The 20,540-nt window shown below is 68.4% G+C and carries 20 protein-coding genes; 12 read left to right on the forward strand and 8 right to left on the reverse strand.

Features of this window, described 5'->3' with window-relative positions; all coding sequences use genetic code 11:
* On the reverse strand, positions 1-1,146 hold a 1,146-nt coding region (gene xseA / locus BKY59_RS03475; RefSeq protein ID WP_076068945.1), incomplete at its 3' end, for an exodeoxyribonuclease VII large subunit.
* On the opposite strand from xseA, the gene purD reads away from it, so the two are divergent.
* On the forward strand, positions 1,145-2,479 hold the full coding sequence (gene purD, locus BKY59_RS03480) for a phosphoribosylamine--glycine ligase (RefSeq protein WP_076068721.1): 1,335 nt from the start codon (positions 1,145-1,147) through the stop codon (positions 2,477-2,479). The genes xseA and purD overlap by 2 nt on opposite strands.
* A 54-nt stretch (positions 2,480-2,533) precedes the next feature.
* On the forward strand, positions 2,534-3,028 hold the full coding sequence (locus BKY59_RS03485; RefSeq protein ID WP_240499942.1) for a hypothetical protein: 495 nt from the start codon (positions 2,534-2,536) through the stop codon (positions 3,026-3,028).
* 215 nt (positions 3,029-3,243) lie between these two features.
* Here the strand turns inward: BKY59_RS03485 and BKY59_RS03490 are convergent, their stop codons facing one another.
* Together BKY59_RS03490 and BKY59_RS03495 are read right to left on the reverse strand one after the other, a co-directional pair.
* Positions 3,244-4,272, reverse strand: a complete 1,029-nt coding sequence (locus tag BKY59_RS03490) for a hypothetical protein (protein WP_076068722.1) — start codon at positions 4,270-4,272, stop codon at positions 3,244-3,246.
* 74 nt (positions 4,273-4,346) lie between these two features.
* A complete protein-coding gene (locus BKY59_RS03495) occupies positions 4,347-5,648 on the reverse strand; it encodes a hemolysin family protein (RefSeq protein WP_076068723.1) in 1,302 nt (433 codons plus the stop codon).
* Positions 5,649-5,805: 157 nt separating this feature from the next.
* Between BKY59_RS03495 and BKY59_RS03500 the strand changes: the two genes are divergently transcribed.
* On the forward strand, positions 5,806-6,474 hold the full coding sequence (locus BKY59_RS03500; RefSeq protein ID WP_076068724.1) for a YiaD family glycine zipper/OmpA-like lipoprotein: 669 nt from the start codon (positions 5,806-5,808) through the stop codon (positions 6,472-6,474).
* Positions 6,475-6,830: 356 nt separating this feature from the next.
* Here the strand turns inward: BKY59_RS03500 and BKY59_RS03505 are convergent, their stop codons facing one another.
* Positions 6,831-7,397: an HNH endonuclease gene (locus tag BKY59_RS03505; RefSeq protein ID WP_076068948.1), complete on the reverse strand. Its 567-nt coding sequence runs from the start codon at positions 7,395-7,397 to the stop codon at positions 6,831-6,833.
* Between the two features lie 395 nt (positions 7,398-7,792).
* Between BKY59_RS03505 and gluQRS the strand changes: the two genes are divergently transcribed.
* The 6 genes from gluQRS to BKY59_RS17225 all read left to right on the forward strand — a co-directional run bounded on the left by gluQRS (position 7,793) and on the right by BKY59_RS17225 (position 12,506).
* Positions 7,793-8,662, forward strand: a complete 870-nt coding sequence (gene gluQRS / locus BKY59_RS03510; protein WP_076068725.1) for a tRNA glutamyl-Q(34) synthetase GluQRS — start codon at positions 7,793-7,795, stop codon at positions 8,660-8,662.
* Positions 8,663-8,708: 46 nt separating this feature from the next.
* Positions 8,709-8,936 carry an HIG1 domain-containing protein gene (locus BKY59_RS03515; protein WP_076068726.1) on the forward strand — a complete coding sequence of 76 codons (228 nt, stop codon included), beginning with the start codon at positions 8,709-8,711 and terminating at the stop codon, positions 8,934-8,936.
* A 13-nt stretch (positions 8,937-8,949) separates the two neighbouring features.
* Positions 8,950-9,516, forward strand: coding sequence for a cob(I)yrinic acid a,c-diamide adenosyltransferase (locus BKY59_RS03520; RefSeq protein ID WP_076068727.1), 567 nt, complete (start codon positions 8,950-8,952; stop codon positions 9,514-9,516).
* 206 nt (positions 9,517-9,722) lie between these two features.
* Complete coding sequence (egtB, locus tag BKY59_RS03525; protein ID WP_076068728.1) at positions 9,723-10,988, forward strand: ergothioneine biosynthesis protein EgtB; 1,266 nt, start codon at positions 9,723-9,725, stop codon at positions 10,986-10,988.
* Positions 10,988-11,992 carry an L-histidine N(alpha)-methyltransferase gene (gene egtD / locus BKY59_RS03530; protein WP_083671852.1) on the forward strand — a complete coding sequence of 335 codons (1,005 nt, stop codon included), beginning with the start codon at positions 10,988-10,990 and terminating at the stop codon, positions 11,990-11,992. Before egtB ends, egtD begins: the two co-directional genes overlap by 1 nt.
* Before the next feature lie 214 nt (positions 11,993-12,206).
* Positions 12,207-12,506, forward strand: coding sequence for a hypothetical protein (locus tag BKY59_RS17225; RefSeq protein ID WP_129586183.1), 300 nt, complete (start codon positions 12,207-12,209; stop codon positions 12,504-12,506).
* On the opposite strand, the gene BKY59_RS03535 is transcribed toward BKY59_RS17225, so the two are convergent.
* From BKY59_RS03535 to crtY, 4 genes are all read right to left on the reverse strand, one after another.
* On the reverse strand, positions 12,465-13,454 hold the full coding sequence (locus BKY59_RS03535) for a phytoene/squalene synthase family protein (protein WP_083671853.1): 990 nt from the start codon (positions 13,452-13,454) through the stop codon (positions 12,465-12,467). The genes BKY59_RS17225 and BKY59_RS03535 overlap by 42 nt on opposite strands.
* Positions 13,451-14,032: an LOG family protein gene (locus BKY59_RS03540; protein ID WP_076068729.1), complete on the reverse strand. Its 582-nt coding sequence runs from the start codon at positions 14,030-14,032 to the stop codon at positions 13,451-13,453. Before BKY59_RS03540 ends, BKY59_RS03535 begins: the two co-directional genes overlap by 4 nt.
* A gap of 137 nt (positions 14,033-14,169) precedes the next feature.
* Positions 14,170-15,654 (reverse strand): phytoene desaturase, encoded by a 1,485-nt coding sequence (locus BKY59_RS03545; RefSeq protein ID WP_076068954.1) that lies wholly within the window; start codon positions 15,652-15,654, stop codon positions 14,170-14,172.
* A gap of 74 nt (positions 15,655-15,728) precedes the next feature.
* Positions 15,729-16,892 carry a lycopene beta-cyclase CrtY gene (gene crtY / locus BKY59_RS03550; protein ID WP_076068730.1) on the reverse strand — a complete coding sequence of 388 codons (1,164 nt, stop codon included), beginning with the start codon at positions 16,890-16,892 and terminating at the stop codon, positions 15,729-15,731.
* Between the two features lie 225 nt (positions 16,893-17,117).
* Between crtY and BKY59_RS03555 the strand changes: the two genes are divergently transcribed.
* From BKY59_RS03555 to BKY59_RS03565, 3 genes are all read left to right on the forward strand, one after another.
* The gene (locus BKY59_RS03555) at positions 17,118-18,032 is read left to right on the forward strand and encodes a sulfite exporter TauE/SafE family protein (RefSeq protein ID WP_076068731.1); all 915 of its coding nucleotides are present in this window, start codon (positions 17,118-17,120) and stop codon (positions 18,030-18,032) included.
* 5 nt (positions 18,033-18,037) lie between these two features.
* Positions 18,038-18,793 (forward strand): TIGR02186 family protein, encoded by a 756-nt coding sequence (locus tag BKY59_RS03560; RefSeq protein WP_076068732.1) that lies wholly within the window; start codon positions 18,038-18,040, stop codon positions 18,791-18,793.
* Between the two features lie 73 nt (positions 18,794-18,866).
* On the forward strand, positions 18,867-20,537 hold the full coding sequence (locus BKY59_RS03565; protein WP_129586184.1) for an ATP-binding protein: 1,671 nt from the start codon (positions 18,867-18,869) through the stop codon (positions 20,535-20,537).
* Positions 20,538-20,540: the final 3 nt, after the last annotated feature.

A 20,540-nucleotide genomic window follows, 5' to 3' on the forward strand; every position in this document is an offset into this window, starting at 1 on the left:
CCGCGCCGCCGCCAGCCGCGTGCCCGCCCGCTCCACCCGGTGGCGCAGCAACGCCGGCCGCAAAGCCCCCGACGCATGCGCCAGATCCCCGCGCGCCACCGCCAGCCGCCGCCCCAGCGCGCGGGGCAACCGGTCGCCCAGCTCGTCCAGCCGCTGCCGCTGCGGGCTGAGCAAAGTCTCCGCGGTCGGCAACCGCCGCGCCGTCGCCGTCAACCGTTCGTCCGCCCGCTCGCGGTAGCGCGTGGCGCAGCGCAGCGTGCGGTTCGACAGGCTGCGCACCGCCTCCAGCAGTTCGGCGCGCACCGGCACCGCCATCTCGGCCGCCGCGGTCGGCGTCGGCGCGCGGCGGTCCGCGGCGAAATCGGCCAGCGTCGTGTCGGTCTCGTGCCCCACGGCGGAGATGATCGGGATCCGGCAGTCCGCGATCGCGCGCACCACCACATCCTCGTTGAACGCCCACAGATCCTCGATCGACCCGCCGCCGCGCGCCACGATCACCAGTTCCGGCCGCGGAATGGACCCACCCTCCGCAATCGCATCGAACCCGGCGATCGCGCGGGCCACCTGACCCGCCGCCGCCTCGCCCTGCACCGCCACCGGCCACACCAGCACATGCGTCGGGCACCGGTCGCGCAACCGGTGCAATATGTCGCGGATCACCGCCCCGGTGGGCGACGTCACCACGCCGATCGTCCGCGGCAGGAACGGCAGCGCCACCTTGCGCTCGTCCCCGAACAGCCCCTCGGCCGCCAGTATCCGCCGCCGCTGGTCCAGCAGCGCCATCAGCGCGCCCGCCCCGGCAATCTCCATCCGCTCGATCACGATCTGATATTTCGACCGTCCGGGATAGGTCGTCAGCTTGCCGGTGGCGATCACCTCCATCCCGTCCTCGGGCCGGAAGCGCAGCGTGGCCGCCTGCCCCTTCCACACCACGCCGTCGATCACCGCGCGGTCGTCCTTCAGCGCCAGGTAGCAATGGCCCGACGAATGGCGCTTCCACCCGGAAATCTCGCCGCGCACGCGGACATGGCCGAACGCGCCCTCCACGCTGCGTTTCAACGCACCGGACAGTTCGGACACGGAAACGGCGGCCGCGTTGTCGCCGGGCACCGGCTCGGCTAGGAGGCCATCGAAAGGGGAAGCCATGAACGTCCTGTTGCTGGGGTCCGGGGGTCGCGAACATGCGCTCGCGTGGAAGCTCGCGCAATCACCGCTGCTCGGTAGCCTGCATGCAGCGCCTGGCAACCCCGGTATCGCGAACCACGCGACCTGCCATGCGCTCGATGCGACCGATCACGCCGCCGTCGTCGCCTTCTGCGCGCGTCAGGCCATCGGCCTCGTCGTGATCGGGCCGGAGGCGCCACTGGTCGACGGCCTCGCCGACACGCTGCGCGCGCATGACGTGCCCGTATTCGGCCCGTCGCGCGCCGCCGCCGCGCTGGAAGGGTCGAAGGGTTTCACCAAGGACCTTTGCGCCCGCGCCGGTATCCCGACCGCCGCCTATGTCCGCTGCACGTCGCGCACGGAGGCGGCGATCGCGCTGTCCGGCTTCAGCCTGCCCGTCGTCATCAAGGCGGACGGGCTGGCCGCGGGCAAGGGCGTCGTCATCGCATCGACCTTTGCGGAGGCGAACGACGCGCTGGCCATGATGTTCGACGGCGGCTTCGGCGCGGCAGGTGCGGAGGTCGTGATCGAAGCCTTCCTGACCGGCGAGGAAGCCAGCCTGTTCGCGCTGACCGACGGCACCACCACCGTCGCGATCGGCTCGGCGCAGGATCACAAGCGCGTCGGCGAAGGCGACACCGGCCCTAACACCGGCGGCATGGGTGCCTACAGCCCCGCCCGCATCCTGACCCCGGAACTGGAAGCCAGGGCGATGGCGGAAATCATCCTGCCCACCGTGCAGGCGATGGCCGATGCCGGCACGCCCTATTCCGGCGTGCTCTACGCTGGGCTGATGCTCACCCCCACCGGGCCGCAGCTGATCGAATACAACGCCCGCTTCGGCGATCCGGAAACGCAGGTGCTGATGCCGCGGATCGAGGGCGACCTGCTGCCCCTGCTCCTCGCCACCGCCACCGGCACGCTGGCCGACGCCCCCCATCCCCGCCTGTCGCACGACAGCGCGCTGACCGTGGTGCTGGCGGCGGACGGCTATCCCGGCACGCCCGCACGCGGCGGCGCGATCGCCGGGCTGGATGCGGCGGCGCTGACCGGTGCCACCGTCTTCCACGCAGGAACCGCCCTCGTAAATACCGGGTTGCCCGACGCCGGTCTCGTGGCCAATGGCGGCCGCGTGCTGGCCGTTACCGCCACCGGCCGCACCGTCACCGCGGCGCGCGACAAGGCCTATGCCGCGGTCGACGCGATCGATTTTCCCACCGGCTTCTGCCGCCGCGACATCGGCTGGCGCGAGGCCGCCCGCGAGGCAGGGTCCTGGTCCGGGGCCGGGCCTGACGCCGCGCAGGAAACCGCCTGAACCCGACCATCCATCCGACGCTCCCATGACCGATCGATCCATACAGGGCCTGCCATGCTGACCACCAATCCCGACATGAACACCATCGGCCTCGTCATCGGGGCGGCCATCGTCCTGCTGATCCTGCTCACGCTGCTGCTGCGCGGCCGCCGCACGGACCGCACGCAGGGGCAGGAAGGCGACAGCGTCGCCGACGGTGCCGCCGCCGCGATCGAGGACACGCTCGGCGAACTGCTCGGCGTCGATGCGCACCCCGACCACGCGCCGCAGGTCGCACCGCCCGTCATCCTCCCCGAACCGGTCGGCGATCCCGACGTCCTCACCACGCTGAAAGGCCTGGGTCCCAAGGCCGCCACCCGCCTCGCCGAACTCGGCATCACCCGGTTTGATCAGCTTGCCGCCCTCTCCCCCGCGCAACAGACCGCGATCGACGACCAGATGGGCCCCTTCAAGGGCCGCCTCCACAAGGACCGCTGGATCGAACAGGCCGACTATCTGGCAAAGGACGACCGCCCCGGCTTCGAAGCGCAGTTCGGGAAACTGGGCTGAATCCACAGGCGCGCCACGGGCGACAAACGCCCAGCGCCGCCCGCCTCATCGTCATCCCGGACTTGATTCGGGACCCGCAGTCTCAAACGCAGCGCCTGAAAATCCGGATGCCGGATCAAGTCCGCGACGACGACGGTTGAGAGTCGCGCTTGATGAGAAGATTTGGCTGCGCCGCCCGGACACGCGGGTTCCGATCGACGCGCGCGGATCGGCCGTCAACCGCCACCGGTCGGAAATGAAAGCAGCGGCCTGATCCGGTCCAGCGTCCGGGCGATCGGCACGGTAAAGCATAGGCCGCTATCCTTGGCGCGGCACATTGGCGGAACCGCATCGGTCATCGCGCCCGATACCCACAACGTCATCACTTCCCCGATCTGCCCGCCCGATCGCATCGACTGGGCGCTGCCGCTCTGGTCGATTACCTGCATGTGGGTGAAGCCCTGCGCCCGCAGGATATCGGCGGCGCGGTAGGCAACCATATTCCGCGCAAAGCCCGGACCCGCCGGACCGTTGGACCGCGCCTTGACCCGCCACACGCCGGGTTCGACCTGCTTGTCGGAATAGCCACCCAGCAGATTCGCCTTCCGATACTGCGTCGATACGCGGCCGAGCAGTCCCGAATGCGCCGCGCCGGCAAGCGACAACACTGCTTGCGGTTCAGAGGGCGGGATCGGTGCGGCGGCAGGCACGGCCGCAGGGATCGACGCGGCATCGGCGGCCCTCGCCTGGCGAACCGCCATCGACAACGAACGCACCTTGCCGCGATAAACGCTCACGCCCGCCTGGACGGTCATGCCCGGCGCAACGGTCCAGACAGAATAGTCGTCCGCCTTCGGATTGCCTGGTCCCGGCGTTGGATCACCGGCGCGCAGGCTGGGCGTCATCACGGCCGCGACGTCCCGCCCGGAAAGGCGCGTGCCGGAACCACCGGTAATCTGGCAAATCGTCCCGAACGGTCCGTTCCCCGGCGACGTCAGGAACAGCAGCATCCCACCCCGGTGCAACAGACGCGATCGACCGGCTGAAAAAATATCCGCCGCACCGTCCACCGGTCGCATCGATCCCTCGATCCAGCCATGCGCCAATGCGTTCCGGGCGATGGTGTCCAGGTCGGGAAACCCCCGCCGGCACGTTTCATTGAACGCCTGCAGGTAGACCGCGGGTTCGTCCGTAAGATTTTCGGCCGCTGCAACGGGAACGGCGTAGAACAGCAGAGCCGCGAACACGCAACGCAAGTCGAACATGCAGGCAACTCCGGAACAGCCGTCCCGGTATAGGCAAGGCATCCTAACGCCACGTAAAAATACGCGGCCGCAAGCTACCCCCGCTTGCCCACCCGCGTCGCCAGCACCTTGTCGATCTTGCGGCCATCGATGTCGACCACCTCGAACGTCCAGTCGCGGTCGCGATATTTCTCGCCGACCTTGGGCAGATGGCGCAGCACCGACAGCGCGTGGCCCGCCACCGTCGCATAGTCGCGGTCCTCGGGCAGGGTGAAGTCCAGCCGGTCCGCCATCGCATCCGCCGCGCACGATCCGGACAGCAGGAAGCTGCCGTCCTCGCGTTCGTGGATCGGCGGGTCGCTGTCGTCGTCGCGGTCGGATGCGAATGCGCCGGCGATCGCGGCCAGCAGGTCGGCGGGCGTCACCAGCCCTTCGAAATGGCCATATTCGTCATGGACCAGGGCCACCGGCACCTCCGCCTCGCGCAGCACGCCCAGCACGTCCATCGCATCCATCCGGTCGGTTACCACCGGCGCGTCGCGGGTCAGCGCGCGCAGGTCGATCGCCTCGCCCGCGATCAGCGCCGCGACCAGGTCGCGCGCCTGCACGATGCCGACGATCTCGTCCACCGAACCGTTCGCCACCGGAATTCGGCTGTGCGGCATCTCGGCCAGCCGCATCGCCAGTGTCTCGGGCTCGGCGTTCAGGTCGATCCACTCCACCTCGGTCCGCGGCGTCATCACCTCGCGCACCGGCCGGTCGGCCAGTCGCACGACGCCGCTGATGATCGCGCGCTCGCTCTCCTCGATCACGCCGGCGTTGGACGCCTCGGCCACGATCATGTGAAGTTCTTCGGCAGTAACGTGATTCTCGGACTCGCGGTCCAGCCGCAGCAGGCGGAAGATCAGCATGCTCGTCCCGTCGAGCAGCCACACGAACGGTGCGGTCACCCACGCCATCCCGCGCATCACCGGCGCCATCACCACCGCGATCGCCTCCGGCGCCCGCAGCGCGAACTGCTTGGGCACCAGCTCGCCCACGATCAGCGAGGCATAGGTGGTGAGCGCGATGACCAGCCCGAACCCCCAACTGGCGGGCAGTCCGACGGCGGCCAGCCGTTCCCCGACGGGTCCGCCCAGGCTCGATCCCGAATAGGCGCCCGACACGATCCCGATCAGCGTGATGCCGATCTGCACCGTTGACAGGAACCGCCCCGGATCGTTCGCCAGCTTCAGCGCGGCGTGCGCACCATGCTTGCCGGCGCGGGCCATCGCCTCCAGCCGCTGCTTGCGGGCGGACACGATCGCCAGTTCGGACATCGCGAACACGCCGTTCAGCGCGACAAGCGCCAGGATGATCGCAAGGTCGATCCACGGAAAGGGGGAAGCGTCGGTCATGGGCGCAATGCGTCTTTGAACGAAACCGGCCGGTCCGACAACTGATGATCCGGCGATGGTCCGCCCGGCGATCATCCGCCGTTCAGCACGGATGCGGAACAAGCTCGGCAAACCGGGGTTTCCCGGTGAAATTCTTAGTCGAGAGGACCCGATCCCCATGCGCAGCTTCAAGATCACCGCCGCCGCCCTGCTGGCACTCACCACCACCACCGCCTGCGTGACCGATCCGAACACCGGCGAAAAGCGCGTGTCGCGCGCCGCGATCGGGGCCGGGCTCGGCGGCCTGGGCGGTCTGCTCGCCGGCGACGTGCTGGGCGGCCGGCGCGACCGGACGGAGAAGATCGTCGGGGCGGGCATCGGCGCCATCGCGGGCGGCGCCATCGGCGGATATATGGATCGGCAGGAACAGGCGCTGCGCCGCCAGACCGCGGGAACCGGCGTGGAAATCAGCCGCGACGGCGACGACCTGCTGCTCAACATTCCGTCGGGCATCACCTTCGACACGAACAGCTACGCGATCCAGCCGCAGTTCCGCAGCACGCTCGATCAGGTCGCGCAGACGCTGTCGCAGTATAACCAGACCATGGTCGACGTGTACGGCCACACCGATTCGACCGGCGGCGACCAGATCAACGTGCCGCTGTCCGAAAACCGTGCGCGCTCGGTCGCCGACTATCTCTCCACCCGCGGCGTCCAGTCCGCGCGCCTGGCCACGCGCGGTTTCGGCAGCAGCCAGCCCGTCGCGTCCAACGACACCGTCGACGGCCGCGCCCAGAACCGCCGCGTCGAAATCAAGATCGTCCCCGTCCGCGACGACCGCGGCTAATTTTTTCAGTCGCCTAACACCGTCATCCCGGACTTGATCCGGGATGACGATAGCGATGATCAGACCTGATCGACACCGGCCCCTCCCTTCCGGCAAGGGGTTGGAGTCGGAATAACTCTATTCCCATCGCACCGTCGCCGCAGCTGGCCCCCAACGGGGAAAAGTCGACAGCTACAGCGACACGCAACACCTCGACCGTCATCCTGACGAAAGTCAGGATCCATTATCACTCCGTCGGCATTTAGCCCGAGCCGTCGTGATAATGGATCCCAGCCTCCGCTGCGATGACGGAATGGCGCGCAGTTCCGAAACTCGCACCATAGGGTTCGGCACCGACAGCGGCAGTCGAAACCCCCTCAAGCCTCCAGTTCGATGTCCCAGTACAACCAGTCCAGCCAGCTCTGGTGCAGGTAATGCGGCGGGAAGCTCCGCCCATGTTCCTGCAGCTGCCACGTCGTCGGGCGGATCGGCTGGACGTACAACGCCATCTTCGCCTGCTTCGGCGTCCGCCCGCCCTTGCGCAGGTTGCACGGCGCGCACGCGGTCGCGACATTCTCCCACGTCGTCCGCCCGCCCTGCGACCGGGGGATGACATGGTCGAACGTCAGGTCGCTTTGCACGCCGCAATATTGACACGCGAACCGGTCGCGCAGGAACAGGTTGAACCGCGTGAACGCCGGGTGCTGCGACGGCTTCACATATTGCCGGAGCGCGATGACCGACGGCAGCTTCATGACATGCGTCGGGCTGTGCACCTCGCGCGCATAATGGTCGACGATATCGACGCGTTCCAGGAACACCGCCTTGATCGCGGTCTGCCACGGCCACAGGCTCAGCGGATAATAGCTCAGCGGCGTATAGTCGGCGTTCAGCACCAGCGCGGGGCAGCTGTCCGGATGCCGCAACAGGTCGGGATGCTTCAGGAGATCGGGATGGTACATCGTGCGACGACTGCCTTCCACCAGGGGGTGGAGACATCGGTCATACCGCACCGGTCCCGTCGCACGCGGGGCGCAAATGGCCGGCAGGCCCTACGTCTCCGTTATCGCGACCCTGACGAAAGGCCGTGACGAACGCATGACACCATCACGACCAATCCAGGTCAACCCCCTTCTGCGCGGCACTACGGGCCGACCACCCTCACACCCGTCGCGTCCAGCCTTCATCCCTGCGAAAGCCGGGATCCTGCTTCGGTAAAGCACACGCCCCCCAAACGAGATTCCGGCCTCCGCCGGAATGAATACGCCGGAACCGCCCCGCACCGTCGAAGACAACCACGCCCCTCCCCCACGCGGCCGTCGCGCGTTATGATGCCACCATGCCCCCCACGACCCGCTTCGCGCCAAGTCCGACCGGCCGGCTCCACCTCGGTCACGCCGCCTCCGCGATCCGCGCGCACGACTTCGCCCGCGCACAAAATGGCTGCTTCCTCCTGCGGATCGAGGATATCGACCCCGGCCGTGCGCGCGCCGAACATGTTGCGACGATCCTGGCGGATCTCGCCTGGCTCGGCCTGGCCTGGGACGGCCCCGTCCTGCACCAGTCCACGCGCCTGCCCGCCTATGCCGCCGCGCTCGACACGCTCCGCGCGCAGGGGCTGCTCTACCCCTGCACCTGCACCCGCGCGGAGATCGCCGCCGAAATCGCCGCCAGCAGCACCGCGCCGCACGCTCCCGTTTCCGGCCCCGCCCCGACCTATCCCGGCACCTGCCGCCGCCGTCCGCCCGATCCGGCGCGCGCGGTGGCCTGGCGGATCGACATGGCGCGGGCCGTGGCGCGGGCCGGGCCGGTCGACTGGCACGACGCGACCGCCGGCACCGTCCGTGCCACGCCGCTGGACCAAGGCGATGTCGTGCTGGCCCGCCGCGATGCGCCGGCATCCTACCATCTGGCGGTCACGGTGGACGATGCGTATCAGGGCGTCACCGACGTCGTGCGCGGCGTCGACCTGTTCGACGCGACGCATGTCCACCGGCTGCTCCAGGCGCTGCTCGGGTTGCCCGTTCCGCGTTATCACCATCACCCGCTGACACTCGGCCCGGACGGTCGCCGGCTGGCGAAGCGCGACGGCGCACCCGCGCTGGCCGACCTGCGCGCCGCCGGACAGGACGGCCGGGCACTGGCCGCCGGGCTGCGCGCCGGACATCAAGCGCGCGCGCACCCGCCTGCGACACCCACCCGCCTGTGACACAATGTCCATTGGCAGCGGCCCGTGCCCGGCCTATCTTGATTTGATGCAGACGTTCCTCATCATCCTGATCGTCCTTGCCGCGATCGGCGCGCTGGTTTCGCTCGTGCGCGGGATCGTCGCCTTCCTGCGGACCAGCCAGGCCGACCTGACCGGCACCGGCCCCAACATATCGGGCATGCGGCAGAACAAGATGATGTGGCGTCGCGTCCAGTTCCAGGCGCTGGCCGTCGTGCTGGTCGTGCTCTTTCTCATGCTCACCCGCCCGGGCTGATCGCACCACCGCCATGGTCCGCCTGACGAAGATCTACACCCGCACCGGCGATCAGGGCGAAACCGGCCTTGTCGACGGGTCGCGCGTGCCGAAGTCCGACGCCCGGCTGGTGGCAATGGGCGACGTGGACGAAACGAACAGCGCGATCGGCGTCGCCCTGACCCACCCGATGCCGGACGCGGCCCGCGCCATGCTCGGCCGTATCCAGAACGAGCTGTTCGATCTGGGTGCCGACCTCGCCACGCCGGGTCAGGATTTCACGCCCGGCGAGATGGCGCTGCGCATCGTCGCCGATCAGGTCGGCCGGCTGGAGCGCGAGATCGACACGATGAACGCCACGCTCCCCGCGCTGCGCAGCTTCATCCTTCCGGGCGGCACCGCGGCCGCCGCCGCGATCCATCTGGCGCGCGCGATCGCCCGGCGCGCCGAACGGGCCTGCGTCGCGGCGGACGGCACCGTCGGGCTCAACCCGGTTGCGCTCGCCTATATCAACCGGCTGTCCGACCATCTGTTCGTCCTCGCCCGGCATGTTCAGGGCGAAACCGGCGACATTCTCTGGCAACCCGGCGCAACGCGTTAGGCGCGCGTCCGGAGCCCGCGTCGCTGTTCCCCGGCGCAGGCCGGGGAACGATAAGCTTGAACGCCGGTCTTCCTGCAAAGGCGGCGATCCGTTTTGAAGCGTGTCCCAACGGCCACCGGCAGGAACCCTTCCAAACCCTCGAACCATCCCGCCGGCAACCAAACCCCCCGTCACCGGTTCTGCTGCCAAAGGCGGAAAGACGATCTATGGCGACCTTGGCAAATCTCTCTCCGGTCGATCCGCTGCTTGCCGATCTCGCCGCCTGCCGCGACCTCAGCGTGGCGCTGGTCACCCCGTTGTCCGACGCCGATGCCACGGTCCAATCGATGCCCGACGCGTCGCCCGCCAAATGGCATCTCGCCCACACCACCTGGTTTCTCGAAACCTTCGTGCTGCGCGATCATGTTCCCGGCTACACCGCGTTCGACGCGTCCTTCGCCTATCTGTTCAACAGCTATTACGAGGCGGAGGGCGCGCGCCACAGCCGCACCGCCCGCGGCCTCGTCACCCGCCCGGCGCTCGACCGCATCCTCGTCTGGCGCGCGCATGTCGATGCCGCGATCGCCGCCGCCGCCCCCATGCTCGGGGCCGATGCACGCACGCTGATCGCGCTCGGCATCCACCATGAACAGCAGCATCAGGAACTGCTCCAGACCGACATTCTCCATCTGTTCGCGCAGAACCCGACCGCGCCCGCCGTCTGGGATCATCCGCGCGACACGCCCGCCGCGATGCCCGGCCCGATCCGCTGGGTCGAGGGGCGCAGCGGGATCGTGCAGATCGGCCATGCCGGACCCGGCTTCGCCTTCGATTGCGAAGGGCCCCGCCACGACGTGTTGCTGCATCCGCATGCGCTGGCCGATCGCACGATCACCAACAGCGAATGGCTTCGGTTCATCGCTGACGGTGGCTATGACCGGCCCGACCACTGGCTGTCCGATGGTTGGGCCTGGGTGCGGGCCGAATCGATCGTCGCCCCGCTCCACTGGCGCCGTGTCGGCGACGGCTGGCATGCCTTCGCGCTCGACGGTCTGCACCCGCTTCGCCCCGCGGCCCCCGTCACCCACATCAGCTATTATGAGGCGGACGCCTATGCCCGCTGGGCCGGGATGCGCCTGCCGACCGAGCCGGAATGGGAATCCGCCGCCGCCGCGCACGATCCGCTGGGCGGCAATCAGCTCGATGCCGCCGGTCCCGTCCGGCCCCGCGCCGCGCCGGCCGGTGCCGGTTGCCGCGCGTTGTTCGGCGACGTGTGGGAATGGACCGGCTCGGCCTATCTGCCCTACCCCGGTTTCCGCACCGCTCCCGGCGCGGTCGGCGAATATAACGGCAAGTTCATGTCGGGCCAGTCGGTGCTGAAGGGCGGCAGCTGCGCCACGCCGCGCGGCCACCTGCGCGCCTCCTACCGCAATTTCTTCTACCCGCATCAGCGCTGGCAGTTCACCGGCCTGCGGCTGGCCAAGGACCTTTGATGACCGATACCGCCACCGACAGCCTGATCGGCGACACCGCCCCCGCGCTGCACGACCGGCCCGCCGCCGATCCGGCGTTCCGCGCCGATGTGCTGGCCGGCCTCGCCGCGCGGCCACGCGCCATCCCCGCCCGCTGGTTCTACGACCGCGAAGGCTCCGAACTGTTCGAACGGATCACCGACCTTCCGGAATATTACCCCACCCGGGTCGAAACCGCGCTGCTTTCGGCCCATGCCGGCGACATTGCGCGGCTGGTCGGTCCCGGCCGCGCGGTCGTCGAATTCGGCTCCGGCTCGTCCACCAAGACGCCGCACCTGCTCGCCGCGGTCGAACCGGCCGCCTATGTCCCGATCGACATCTCCGGCGATTTCCTGCGCGCCTCGTCGGCCGCGCTGGCCGAGAATTTCCCCAAGCTCCCGATCGTGCCGGTCGAGGCCGACTTCATGCACCCCACGCCGATGCCGAACCGCATCGCCGGGCTGCCGCGGCTCGGCTTCTTCCCTGGTTCTACCATAGGCAACATGGTCGCGCGCACGGCGGTCAACCTGCTGCGCGCGATGGTGGAGACGCTGGGCGAAGGGTCGATGCTGCTGATCGGCATGGACCGCGTGAAGTCCCCCGCCATTCTTGTCCCCGCCTATGACGATGCGCAGGGCGTGACCGCCGCGTTCAACCGCAACCTCCTCCACCGCATCAATCGCGATCTGGACGCCGACGTGCCGGTCGATGCCTTCCGCCACCGCGCGATATGGAACGACGCCCACGCCCGCATCGAAATGCATCTGGAGGCCACGCGCGACGTCGCCTTCACCATCGCCGGCGACCATTTCATGATCGCGGCGGGCGAAACCATCCATACCGAGAACAGCCACAAATACGGCCCCCGCGACGCCCGCGTCCTCCTCCGCGCCGGCGCCTGGGAACCCATCGCCGAATGGACCGACCCGGACGACCAGTTCGCGCTGATCCTGGCAGAGGCGCGGCCGGCGGGGGTGGCACCCTAACGGGGGACAAACCAAAGCCGCACCAGCTCGGTATGTCGCACCAGAGCTCGTTAATCGGCTTGCAAGACCCTCGCGACATAATCAAACGATGATCCACTCTTGGCTTTACAGCGTTGCGGCTGGCCTATGCGGAATGGCCGTCCTGCGACTCCTGTTTCTGTTGCTTTTCCGGTGCGCGGTACAGGCTAGAACATGCAGTACCGACCTGACCGAAATGCAACGACGTTACGACGCCGGCGCGTTTCGCCCTGCCAGCATGCATGGCCTGCTGACGGAAGAGGATATCCCCTATCGCCGCGTTTCCGCCCGCGTCGTCTACACGGTCGGCGGCATCGAACGGCGCGCCGATGTCAGGCTTCTAACGCCAAAAGGAAAACGGGCCGACCAGATGCCTGTTATCTGGTATGACCCTGCCGATCCGGCGCGTGTCACCGGCTTCGGTCCAGGCGCGACCTTACCCTTCTTCGGGCTGTCAGCCGTTATGGCTCTCCTCGCTTATTGCTGGTCGACCTGAAAGCGTACGCTCTCGCTCCGGCCGTAACCACAGTCCCGTCCTTGCCGCGGCGTCGGCCCACTGTCCCCGACGCGCCGCCTGCACGCCCGCCTTCGCCACCCAGCCCAGCTTCTCCGCCTTCGTCGTGAACACCCGTGTATCCCACGCATGCTCCCCGCGCCGGGCCACCTCGCGTGCGATGTCGCCGTAGATGCCCGCCGCGGCCAGCACCGCCCAGGCTGAGCGGAACGCCAGCGCCGGCGTCCCCGCCCGCGCGCTGGCCTCATAGTGTTCCGCCATCGCCGCCAGCCGCCGGCCCAGCACCGCGATCCGTGGACGGTACACCGGCCGCATCGTCTCGCCCGGCGGCACGTCCATCTCGGCCAGCCAGTCCTGCGGCAGGTAACAGCGCCCGGCGGCATCGTCCTCGCCGATATCGCGCGCGATATTGGCCAGCTGGAACGCCAGCCCCAAATCACACGCCCGGTCCAGCGTCGCGTCGTCGGCCGGGTCCACGCCCATCACCACCGCCATCATGCACCCCACGACGCCCGCGACATGGTAGCAATAGCGCAGCAGATCGTCCTCGGTCCGCGGGCCGAACCCGTCCGCGTCCAGCGCGAACCCCGCGATCAGGTCGTCCACCCAGGCCTGCGGCAGGCCGACCTCGGCCGCCACCACGCCCAGCGCGTCGAACGCCGGGTCCCCCGTCGCCTCCCCTGCCATCGCGCGGGCCGACAGGTCGCGGATCACCGCCAGCCGCGCATGCGGGTCGTCGACGTGCGTGATCGCCGACCCCAGGTCCTGCCCATCGGCCAGGTCGTCGCACCGCCGGCACCAGGCATAGAGCAGCCATGCGCGTTCCCGCGTCGCGCGGTCGAACAGCCTGGACGCCGCGGCGAACGACTTCGATCCCTTCGCAATGCTCTCCCGCGCCTGCTCGACCAGCGCGGCGCGGGACACCGTCACAGCTCGGCCGCGCCCATCGCCACGATCGTCCGCGGCGGCACATAAGCCGCCATCCGGTCGATCAACCGGTCCAGCTCGGTATCAACCACCAATATCTCGCGATGCTCCGGCCGCAGGAACCCGACCTCGGCCATCTTCGTCACGAACCCGACCAGCAGGTCGTAATAGCCCGCGACGTTCAGCAGCCCGACCGGCTTGGCATGATAGCCGAGCTGCGCCCAGCTCATCGCCTCCCACAATTCGTCCATCGTGCCCGTCCCGCCCGGGATCGTGACGAACCCGTCCGACAGGTCGGTGAACAGCTGCTTGCGCTCGTGCATCGTCCGCACGGTATGCAGTTCGGTACAGCCCAGATGCGCCACCTCCGCCGCGACCAGCGCGTCGGGGATCACCCCGATCACCTCGCCCCCGGCCGCCAGCGCCCCGTCCGCCACCGCACCCATCAGTCCCAGCCGCCCGCCGCCATACACCACCCCGATGCCACGCTCCGCCAGCCGCCGGCCGATCGCGCGTGCGCTGTCGATATAGACCGGATCGGCCGGGGTCGCCGACCCGCAGTAGATGGCAAGACGTTTCATAAGCTATTCCAGAAACCTGTTAGCCCCTCCCCTTCAGGGGAGGGGTTGGGGTGGGGCTGAGCGCGTCACCAAAGCACCGTTGCAGGGGTGGTGCTGTTGCTCCCACCCCCTCCCTGAAGGGGGGCTGTAGCAGAAAGCTAAACCCGCAACCCCTCCAGCATCAGCGCGGCCGTCGCCTTCGCACTCCCCACCACGCCGGGAATCCCCGCGCCCGGATGCGTGCCCGCGCCCACGAAGTACAGGTTCGGGATCACGTCGTCCCGGTTATGCGTCCGGAACCAGGCCGACTGGGTCAGCACCGGTTCCAGCGAGAAGGCACTGCCCAGATGCGCGCTCAGGTCGCGGCCGAAATCCTTCGGCGTATAGTGGAACTGCGTAACGATCCGGTCGCGCAGGTCGGGGATCAGCCGCTTCTCGATCTCGTCCAGGATCCGCTCGGCATATTTCGGCCCTTCGATATCCCAGTCGATCGGCAACTTGCCCTGATGCGGCACCGGCGCCAGCGCATAGAAGGTCGAGCAACCCTCCGGCGCCATCGACGGATCGCTGACCGTCGGATGGTGCAGGTACAGCGAGAAATCCTCCGACAGCACGCCATGGTCGTAAATGTCGGTCAGCAGTTCGCGGTACCGCGGGCCGAACAGGATCATGTGGTGCGGAATGCCCGGCCATGTCCCCTTGATGCCGAAATGCACCACGAACAGCGACGGGGAATAGCTTTTCCGTTCCAGCTTCGCCGCCGCCCGCTGCCCACGCGGGCTGTCCTTCATCAGGTCGCGATAGGTGTGGACGATATCGCCGTTGGATGCGACCGCATCCGCCGCGATCGTCTCGCCGCCCGCCAGCCGCACGCCCGTCACCCGGTCGCCCAGCGTCTCGATCCGGTCCACCGCCGTGCCCAGCCGCAACGTACCGCCCAGCCGCTCGAACTGCGTGCACATCGCCCCGATCAGCCGGTTGGTCCCACCCTTGGCGAACCAGACCCCGCCGTCCTTCTCCAGCTTGTGGATCAGCGCGTAGATCGCGCTCGTGGTCATCGGGTTGCCGCCGACCAGCAGCGTGTGGAACGACAGCGCCTCGCGCAGCTTCTCGTTCTTCACGAAACTCGACACCATCGAATAGACCGAACGCCACGCCTGATATTTCGCCAGCGCGGGCGCCGCCTTCAGCATCGACGCGAAGTCGAGGAACGCGACATGGCCGAGCTTCAGATACCCTTCGCGGTATACGCCGGCCGCATAATCCAGGAACTTGGCATATCCGGCGATATCGTCGGGATCGAGCTTGCCGATCTCCTGCATCAGCGACGCATCGTCGTTGGAGTAATCGAAATTCGTCCCGTCGGGCCAGTTCAGGCGGTAGAAGGGCGTCACCGGCAGCAGTTCGATATCGTCGGCCATCTGCCGTCCGCTCAGGCCCCACAATTCCTGCAGGCAGGCCGGATCGGTGATGACGGTCGGCCCGGCATCGAAGGTGAACCCGTCGCGTTCCCAGACATAGGCCCGCCCGCCGGCCTTGTCGCGCGCCTCGACCAGCGTGGTCCGCACACCCGCCGATTGCAGCCGGATCGCCAGCGCCAGTCCGCCGAAGCCCGCACCGATCACGACTGCGGTCTGCGTCACCGCACCGGTCCGCACGGTCGGGGCACCGGGCGCGACCGTGACGCCGATCGGCGCATTCGCTGCTATCGTCGCCATTATCGTCGCGTCTCCCCGATCGCCGCGATCGCGCGGCCCACCGGCACCGGCGGTTTGCCCGCCAATATCCGGAACTTGTCCATGGCCGTGGACTGGCCGGCGTAGAACCGCCGCACCAACCCGCCATCCAGCGTGTAGAATCGTTCCAGCACGCGGTAGCGTTCCGCCGGTGCCGCCGCGCGGAACAGCATCCGGTCCAGCATCCGGTAGAAGCCGCGCGCATCCCACGCCGCCTTGGCGTAAGCGCGCAACCGGTCATGCAGGCCGGCGCCCGACAGGTCGCTCTCGCCCGCGATAAGCACCGCGGTCCGCACCGCATCCGGCAACGAATAACCGGTCGTGGGGTGATAGAGCGCCGCCCGCGCGCCGACCTTGGCGACGCCACCGCTGCCCGATTGCCAATACGCATCGAAATCGCCGCCCATCACGACCGGCAGCACGCCCGATTCGCGCCGGGCAATCTCGCGCACCCGCCAGCCCTGCGCCTCGGCATAGCGCGCGATCCGCGCCGCGATGCTGTCGACATGCAGATGCGCGAACTCGCTATAATAGGTGTCCTCCACGAACACCCGGTCCGCCGTGAACGGCAGGCAGTAGACGAAGCGGTAACCGTCATGCTGCTCCACCGTGGCGTCCATCACGATCGGCCGATCCAGCCCGTGCGGCGCATCCAGCACCAGCTCGTGCCCGACGAACTTCTGCCATCCGCAATCCAGGTGACGCAGGGTCGCCCCGCCGCGCGCGTCGATCACGCCGCCCGCCTCGATCCGCGTCCCGTCCTCCAGCACCGCGGCGCGCGGGCTCGCGGCCAGCACACGCCGCCCGGTCAGGATCCGCTCGGCCGGCATCGCACCGCGGACCGCGTCCTCCAGCCGTTCCGACTCGATCGAATAATAAGGCGTGCCGAGCATCCGCGCGTGGCCCGGAAACGCGACGTCATAGCCGCGCCATCCGTAGGAGACGAGCGACTCCACCAGCCAGCGATCCGTCTCGGCCACGTCGCTGTCGAAGAACGACCAGATATGGTTCCCGCCGATCCGGTCTGTTTCCTCGACCAGGACGACATGCAGGTCCGGCCGCCGGATGGCGAGCGCCAGCGCAACCAGCCCACCGGCCAGCCCGGCGCCCAGCACCGCAACATCGCATTTCACGCCATCGACCATTCCGACCGTCCTACCCCACCCCACCGACGCGAGATAGTGGGACCTTCTGTCTCATACCGGAAGGCGGAATACGGAACCGGTCGCCAACACCATCGCCCCCTCCCCCTCGGGGGAGGGTTGGGGGGAGGGAGCAAGACCAGCCGGCGGCAAATTGTTCCACGTGGATCACGCTTTGCCACAACCCGCTTCCACCCCCCCGCCGGACCCGCTACCCCGGCTCCCGTCATGGATATCTATCTCCCGATCGCGGGCCTGTCGGTCAACGCAGCTGTCATCGTGGCGCTGGGCGGGCTGGTCGGGATCCTGTCCGGCATGTTCGGCGTCGGCGGCGGGTTCCTGACGACGCCGCTGCTGATCTTCTACGGCATCCCGCCCGCCGTCGCGGTGGCGTCCTCCGCGACGCAGATCACCGGGGCCAGCGTGTCCGGCATGTTCGCGCATATGCAGCGCAAGGGCGTCGATTTTCACATGGGCGGCGTGCTGGTCGCGGGCGGGGCCGGCGGATCGGTGGCCGGCGGCTTCATCTTCCGCGCGCTGCAACGGTCCGGGCAGATCGATACCGTCGTGGCGCTGCTCTACGTCTTCCTGCTCGGTGGCATCGGCCTGCTGATGGCGAAGGAAGCGATCACCGCGGTCTGGGCGGTGCGCCGCGGCCGCCCCGCGCCGGGCGGCGCGCGGCGGCATCATCCGCTGGTCGCCAGCCTGCCGGGACGCTGGCGCTTCTACCGCTCGGGCCTCTACATCTCGCCCGTCGCACCGTTGCTGCTCGGCTTCTTCACCGGGTTGCTCACGGTCCTGCTCGGCGTCGGCGGCGGGTTCGTGCTCGTGCCCGCCATGATCTATCTGCTCGGCATGTCGACCAAGGTCGTCGTCGGCACCTCGCTGTTCCAGATCCTGTTCGTCACCGCGGCCACCACCATGGTCCACGCGCTCACCACCCATGCGGTCGATATCGTGCTGGCGGTGCTGCTGCTGATCGGCAGCGTTTCGGGCGCGCAGGTCGGCGCGCGATTCGCCAACCGGGTGAAACCGGAATATCTGCGGCTCTTCCTTGCCTTCATCGTGCTGACCGTCGCGATCCGCGTCGGCCTCGGCCTCACCTGGCGGCCCGACGACATCTACACGGTGCAGGTGCTGTGAGGCCGGTGAAGGCGTTCGCGCTTGCCTTCCTCGCCCCGCTCCTGCTCGCGCAGTCCGCGCCGCGGCTGGTGCCCGACGTGTCGCAGCGCCGGATCGACATCGTCTACAGCTTCACCGGGGCAGAACTGCTGCTGTTCGGCGCGATCCTCTACCCCGGCGGCCGCCTGCCGACGCGGGACGCCGACATCGCGATCGTCATCAAGGGTCCCGCCGAACCGATCGTGCTGCGCGAAAAGCAGAAGGTCGCCGGCATGTGGATCAACGCGGACAGCGCGCGGTTCCGTTCGGTCCCCAGCTTCTACGCCATCGCCACCTCCCGCCCGCTGAATACACTGGTCGACGATCGCACCGCCGCCGTCTACGAACTGGGCGTCGACAATATCCAGCTGTCCCCCGCCAGCGGCAAGGTGCCGGACGAACAGCGCCGGCTGGAACGCGGCCTCGTCGACCTGAAGCGCCGCGCCGGCCTGTATGCGGAGGAACAGGACGGCGTCCAGATCAGCGAAGGCGTCCTCTACCGCGCGCGCATCCACCTGCCCGCGCGCGTGCCGGTCGGCACCTACACCGCCGAAACCTTCCTGCTGCAGGGCGGCCGTGTCGTGGCCGGCGCCACGCGTGAAATCGCGATCGAGAAATCGGGCTTCGAACGCTATGTCGCCGCCGCCGCCGCCGATCGCGCCTTTCTCTACGGGCTGTTCGCGGTCCTCGTCTCGCTGCTGCTCGGCTGGGCCGGCGCGCTGCTGTTCCGCCGCCTGCGCTGATTTAGGAACCTTTTCCGAATCTTAACGCCCGCGCCACTACCGTCTGGCTGGCTGGTTTCGGAAGGTGTTGAGCATGGACATGTCGATGGGTGGGCTTGGCGGCCCGGCGTTCCGCACCGCCCAGCCGGTGGTGGACGGCCCGGTCGACCTGCCCGAGATCGGCCAGCTGCGCGATGTCGCCGGCGCGGGGACGCGCATCGTGCTGGACGCCGCGCTGATCGGTCGGCTCGCGCTGGATCCCGACCCCGCGACCGCCGCGGCGGGCCAGGTCGGCAGCCTCGTCAAGATGGTCGTCGCCAACCGCTGGCTGATCGCCAACGTCCGCTCGATGATGGTGTCCGAACGGGACGCCGACCGCATCGTCGCCGACATCGATTTCCTGGGCGAGGCGGATCATGACGCCGCGTCCGGCGCGATCCGCAATTTCCGGCGCGGCATCACCCGCTACCCCGTCCCCGGGGCGCGCATCTTCCCGCTGTCGGGCCACGACATGCGTCAGGTGTTCGCGACCGACGACCGCGCGCATGTCGAAGTCGGGACCATCTATCCCACCACCGACGTGCGCGGCGCGTTGTTCATCGATGCACTCCTCGGCAAGCATTTCGCCGTCCTAGGCTCCACCGGCACCGGCAAGTCGACCGCGACCGCGCTGATCCTGCACCGGATCTGCGAACGCATGCCCGAAGGGCATATCGTGATGATCGACCCGCACGGCGAATATAGCGCCGCGTTCAATGCGACGGGCGAGATCTTCGACGTCGGCAATCTGGCGATGCCCTACTGGCTCATGAATTTCGAGGAACATACCGAGGTGCTGGTCACGTCGCGCGGCGCCGATCGGCAGGTCGACATGGCCATCCTCGCCAAATGCCTGCTTGCCGCCCGGCTGAAGAACCGGCTGGCCGAAACGATCCCGCGGCTGACGGTGGACAGCCCGGTCCCCTATCTGCTGTCCGACCTGTCGAACATGATCCAGACGGAGATGGGACGGATGGACAAGGCGACCGACAGCGCCCCCTATCTGCGCCTGAAATCCAAGATCGACGAGATCAAGGCGGATCCGCGCTATGCCTTCATGTTCTCCGGCATGCTGGTCGGCGATACGATGGCGCCGTTCCTGGCGAAGCTGTTCCGCCTGCCCGGCGGCGGCCGCCCCATCTCGATCATCGACGTGTCGGGCGTGCCGTCCGACATCACCGCCGTCGTCGTCGCGGTCATCAGCCGCATGGTGTTCGACTATGCGATCTGGGCGCGGGGGGAGGCGCAACGCCCGGTCCTGCTGGTGTGCGAGGAAGCGCATCGCTACATCCCGGCGGACCGCACCGGCGGCGGTCAGGCGGTGCGCAAGGTGCTGGAACGGATCGCCAAGGAAGGCCGCAAATATGGCGTCTCGCTCGGCCTCGTCACGCAACGCCCGTCGGATCTGGCCGAAGGCGTGCTGTCGCAGTGCGGGACGCTCATTTCGATGCGCCTCAACAACGACCGCGATCAGGCATTCGTAAAGGCCGCCATGCCCGAAGGCGCGCGCGGCTTCCTCGATTCGATCCCCTCGCTGCGCAACCGCGAAGCGATCATCTGCGGCGAAGGCGTCGCGATCCCGATCCGCGTCCAGCTCGACGATCTGGAACCGGAAAAGCGCCCCGCCTCGAACGACCCGGCCTTCTCCGTCCTCTGGCGCGAGTCGGGCGGCGAAGACGCGATCCTCACCCGTGTCGTCCGTCGCTGGCGCAACCAGGGGCGGTAGGCG

This window comes from Sphingomonas montana, assembly GCF_001956315.1.
Lineage (GTDB): Bacteria > Pseudomonadota > Alphaproteobacteria > Sphingomonadales > Sphingomonadaceae > Sphingomonas_R > Sphingomonas_R montana.

What these genes read in the sequence shown, in the direction of transcription:
- BKY59_RS03495 (WP_076068723.1), bottom strand. Translation starts at nt 5,648, where the DNA reads ATGACCGACGCTTCCCCCTTTCCGTGGATCGACCTTGCGATCATCCTG.
- gluQRS (WP_076068725.1), top strand. Translation starts at nt 7,793, where the DNA reads ATGCCCCCCACGACCCGCTTCGCGCCAAGTCCGACCGGCCGGCTCCAC.
- BKY59_RS03515 (WP_076068726.1), top strand. Translation starts at nt 8,709, where the DNA reads ATGCAGACGTTCCTCATCATCCTGATCGTCCTTGCCGCGATCGGCGCG.
- BKY59_RS03520 (WP_076068727.1), top strand. Translation starts at nt 8,950, where the DNA reads ATGGTCCGCCTGACGAAGATCTACACCCGCACCGGCGATCAGGGCGAA.
- BKY59_RS03565 (WP_129586184.1), top strand. Translation starts at nt 18,867, where the DNA reads ATGGACATGTCGATGGGTGGGCTTGGCGGCCCGGCGTTCCGCACCGCC.
- BKY59_RS03500 (WP_076068724.1), top strand. Translation starts at nt 5,806, where the DNA reads ATGCGCAGCTTCAAGATCACCGCCGCCGCCCTGCTGGCACTCACCACC.
- BKY59_RS17225 (WP_129586183.1), top strand. Translation starts at nt 12,207, where the DNA reads ATGCAACGACGTTACGACGCCGGCGCGTTTCGCCCTGCCAGCATGCAT.
- crtY (WP_076068730.1), bottom strand. Translation starts at nt 16,892, where the DNA reads ATGGTCGATGGCGTGAAATGCGATGTTGCGGTGCTGGGCGCCGGGCTG.
- BKY59_RS03555 (WP_076068731.1), top strand. Translation starts at nt 17,118, where the DNA reads ATGGATATCTATCTCCCGATCGCGGGCCTGTCGGTCAACGCAGCTGTC.
- BKY59_RS03490 (WP_076068722.1), bottom strand. Translation starts at nt 4,272, where the DNA reads ATGTTCGACTTGCGTTGCGTGTTCGCGGCTCTGCTGTTCTACGCCGTT.
- BKY59_RS03540 (WP_076068729.1), bottom strand. Translation starts at nt 14,032, where the DNA reads ATGAAACGTCTTGCCATCTACTGCGGGTCGGCGACCCCGGCCGATCCG.
- egtB (WP_076068728.1), top strand. Translation starts at nt 9,723, where the DNA reads ATGGCGACCTTGGCAAATCTCTCTCCGGTCGATCCGCTGCTTGCCGAT.
- BKY59_RS03485 (WP_240499942.1), top strand. Translation starts at nt 2,534, where the DNA reads ATGCTGACCACCAATCCCGACATGAACACCATCGGCCTCGTCATCGGG.
- egtD (WP_083671852.1), top strand. Translation starts at nt 10,988, where the DNA reads ATGACCGATACCGCCACCGACAGCCTGATCGGCGACACCGCCCCCGCG.
- purD (WP_076068721.1), top strand. Translation starts at nt 1,145, where the DNA reads ATGAACGTCCTGTTGCTGGGGTCCGGGGGTCGCGAACATGCGCTCGCG.